This is a genomic window from Cupriavidus sp. R6-3 (assembly GCF_059772245.1).
Genome location: NZ_JCBAJO010000356.1, coordinates 1 through 3,478, shown reverse-complemented (window position 1 = coordinate 3,478; position 3,478 = coordinate 1). Strand labels below are relative to the sequence as shown.

The 3,478-nt window shown below is 70.1% G+C and carries 3 protein-coding genes; 2 read left to right on the top strand and 1 reads right to left on the bottom strand.

Annotated features, from left to right (window positions below; translation table 11 throughout):
• Positions 1–789, top strand: a 789-nt coding sequence (locus tag AC6EI8_RS25415; RefSeq protein ID WP_498383247.1) for a hypothetical protein, incomplete at its 5' end; no start/stop codon positions are given.
• 102 nt (positions 790–891) lie between these two features.
• Here the strand turns inward: AC6EI8_RS25415 and hmpA are convergent.
• Positions 892–2,079 (bottom strand): NO-inducible flavohemoprotein, encoded by a 1,188-nt coding sequence (gene hmpA, locus AC6EI8_RS25410; protein ID WP_226106765.1) that lies wholly within the window; start codon positions 2,077–2,079, stop codon positions 892–894.
• A 163-nt stretch (positions 2,080–2,242) separates the two neighbouring features.
• Here hmpA and norR point away from each other — a divergent pair.
• On the top strand, positions 2,243–3,478 hold a 1,236-nt coding region (norR, locus tag AC6EI8_RS25405; RefSeq protein ID WP_498383246.1), incomplete at its 3' end, for a nitric oxide reductase transcriptional regulator NorR.

Genomic DNA, 3,478 nt, shown 5'->3' with positions numbered 1-3,478 from the left:
GCCGCTGCTGCCGCTCCGGCCACCCCATCCGTCCAACCCGCCGAGGCCACCGCTCCGCCGGTCTGCCAGGCACCGTGGTTCCGCAGCGGCGCCCGCGCGCAGCTCGAGGCCGATGGCCAGATGCCGATGTCGATCACGATGACGGTGCGCCATCCCGGCCCCGTGCCGGGCGGCTGCGCGGCCTGGCTCGACATCCATTCGAAGTCCGCGCTGGCCGCGATGATGGGCCCGCCGGTGGTCATGGACCAGATGCACCGGCTGACGCTGGTGCGCGATACGGGCTCGGCCAATGGCCGGATCAGCAGCCAGCACGCCACCATCAACGCCCAGGCCCGCTATGCCCGGCTGTTCGGCGAGGCCTCGTTCGAGGGCACGGGCCTGTTGTCCTATGCCGGCCACGATATCCGCGAGGGCGCCACGCTGCCCGGCGAGTCGCTGCACTCGAGCGCCAGCCTGCAGATCAACAGCCTGCATTCGGGCGAAGCGGTGACCACCATCCGCGTGCCACGCGCAACCATCTACATCGGCGAGCGCCGGGTCGGCCGGCGGCAACATATCGACACGCCGCTTGGCCGCCGCGAATGCCTGCCGATCCGGTACGACAAGCAGGCCTCGCTGGGCGAGGTCCATATAGGCGACGACGTCGAACGGCCGGACCCGTACAGCATGACCGTGACCGACTGGTACTGCCCCAGCGAAGCCTTCGTGCTGCGCACGGAGATCCGCCAGGGCGACCAGCAGCAGGTCATCGAGACCACGGCGATCGGCATGCCGGAGGGCGGGCGGTAGGGCCAGCGGCAAGGCAGGCGACAGCGTTGGCGACCGGGCCGCCGGCAGGGTTGGCGGCAGGACAGGCGATCGCGGGGGCGACCGCCTCCGCTACCGCGCCGCTCACGCCGCCTGCAAGTCCTCCAGCGGTCCGAAGAACTCGTAGCGCAGGCGCTCGGGCGCGATGCCCAGGGCGCGACCGTCGGCATAGACCGAGCGCATGAAGGCCTTCGGCCCCAGCAGGTAGAAGTCGACGTCGCGGTCGGCAGGCAGCCGGCTCGCCAGCAGCTCACGCGTGACGAAGCCCACGGCGTGCGGGTCATCGCCTTCCCGCGGCGTGTCGTAGACGTAGCAAACGCTCACATTGCCGTGGTTGGCGGCGATCGCATCGACGCGCTCACGGAAGGCATGCACGCCGCCGTGCCGCGCGGCATGGATGAAGTGGACCGGCCGGCCGGCGGGCGCGGCCGCTTCCAGCATGCTGATGGCGGGCGTGATGCCGACCCCGCCGGTCACCAGCACCAGCGGCCGGTCGTTGGCCGCCTGCTCGAGCACGAAGTCGCCGCAAGGCTGCAGCGCCTGCAGGACGTCGCCCACCGCGGCATGGTCGTGCAGCCAGTTCGACGCGCGGCCGCCCGGCTCACGCTTGACGCTGATCCGGTACCACGGCTTGCCCGGCGCATCGGACAGCGAGTAGTGGCGACGGGTCGGCGCCCCGTCGATGGTCAGCAGCAGCGTCAGGTACTGGCCCGGCCGGAAGGCGGGCAGCACGCCGCCGTCCGCGGGCTCCAGGTAGAACGAGGTAATGATCTCGCTCTCCTGCACCTTGCGCGCGATGCGCAGGCCGCGCGTTCCGCGCCAGCCACCGGGCTGGGCGGCGTTGTCGCGGTAGACCGCCTCCTCGGCATCGATCAGGATCTTCGCCAGTACGCCATAGGCCTCACCCCAGGCGCCGACGATGTCGTCGGTCGCCGCTTCGCCAAGCACGTCGCGGATCGCCTGCAGCAGGCAGCCGCCGACGATCGGGTAGTGCTCGGGCTGGACGCCCAGTGCGGCGTGCTTCTGCACGATCCGCGGCAGCGCGCCGGCCAGCGCGTCGAGCTGGTCGATATGGCTGGCGAAGGCGAGCACCGCGCCGGCCAGGGCGCGTGCCTGCGTGCCGTGCACCTGGTGGGCCTCGTTGAAGAAGGCCTTCAGTTCCGGATGCCGGGTCAGCAACAGACGATAGAAGTGTTGCGTGATCGCTTCGCCGTGCTGCTTCAGCACGGGCACCGTGGCCTTGACCAGCGCGATGGTATTCGGGGACAGCATGAAAACGCTCCTGTGGTTGGACGTCGAGAGGTACCTTGTCATATCAAGCGGCATGCCAGGGGGGACACCGAGCGCAAACCCTTGATTCTTATGGCATCATGCAATGCAGTTGTCCAAATGACTACGCGTCATGCGTTGTCCGAATGACCACGTTGTTGTCCACATGACCACGAATTCCGATTTCCCCACGCCCGCCGACGAAGGGCGCTTCCGCCAACTGCTGGCCGCCGCCCGTGGCATCGTCCGGTGCGATGCCGCGGCGCTGCTGCGCTTGCAAGGAGAAGTGCTGGTGCCGGTCGCCGTCCACGGCCTGAGCGACGACGCGCTCGGGCGGCGCTTCCCCGTCTCGGCTCATCCACGCCTGGCGCAGCTGCTCGACAGCGAGGACGGCGTGCGATTCGCCGCCGATTGCGGCCTGCCGGACCCGTACGACGGGCTGATCGAGGGACAGCCGGACATCCTGCCGATCCACGACTGCATGGGCGCGCCGCTGCATTGTGGCGGCCGGCTGTGGGGCCTGGTGACACTGGACGCGCTGCAGCCCGGCGCCTTCGCCGACATCTCGGCGGCGCAGATGCAGGCGGTGGTGACGATGCTCGAATCCGGCATCGAGGCCGACGAGACGATCCGCGCGCTGGCCGAACGCGCGGCGCGCGAGCGCGAAATGAGCCGCGCGCTGCAGGCCCGTGGCCAGCCGCGCGAGCTCCTTGGCAAGAGCGCGGCGATGAAGCGGCTCAAGCAGGAAATCGACACGGTGGCGGCGTCGGATCTGAGCGTGCTGATCCTGGGGGAAACCGGCGTGGGCAAGGAACTGGTCGCACAACGTCTGCATGACCGTTCGGCCCGCCGCGACCGGCCGCTGGTGCAGATCAACTGCGCGGCGCTGCCGGAGACGCTGGCCGACAGCGAGTTGTTCGGGCACAAGCGCGGGGCCTTCACCGGCGCGGTACAGGACCGCGTCGGCAAGTTCGAGTTGGCCGACGGCGGCACACTGTTTCTTGACGAGGTGGGCGAGCTGCCGTTGCCGGTCCAGGCCAAGCTGCTGCGCGTGCTGCAGAGCGGGGAAGTGCAGCGGCCCGGCAGCGACCGGCTGCTGCGGGTCGATGTCCGCGTGCTGGCGGCGACCAACCGCGACCTCGGCAAGGCGGTGGCCGAGGGCCGCTTTCGCGCGGACCTGTATCACCGGCTGTCGGTCTATCCGTTGCGCGTGCCGCCGCTGCGCGAGCGCGGGCGCGACGTGCTGGCGCTGGCCGGCGGCTTTCTCGAGGAAAACCAGCACCGGCTCGGTGCGCGCAACCTTCGGCTGTCGCCGGACGCGGCGCTGGCGCTGATGGCGTATGCCTGGCCGGGCAATGTCCGCGAACTCGAACATCTGATCAGCCGGGCGGCGCTGCGCGCG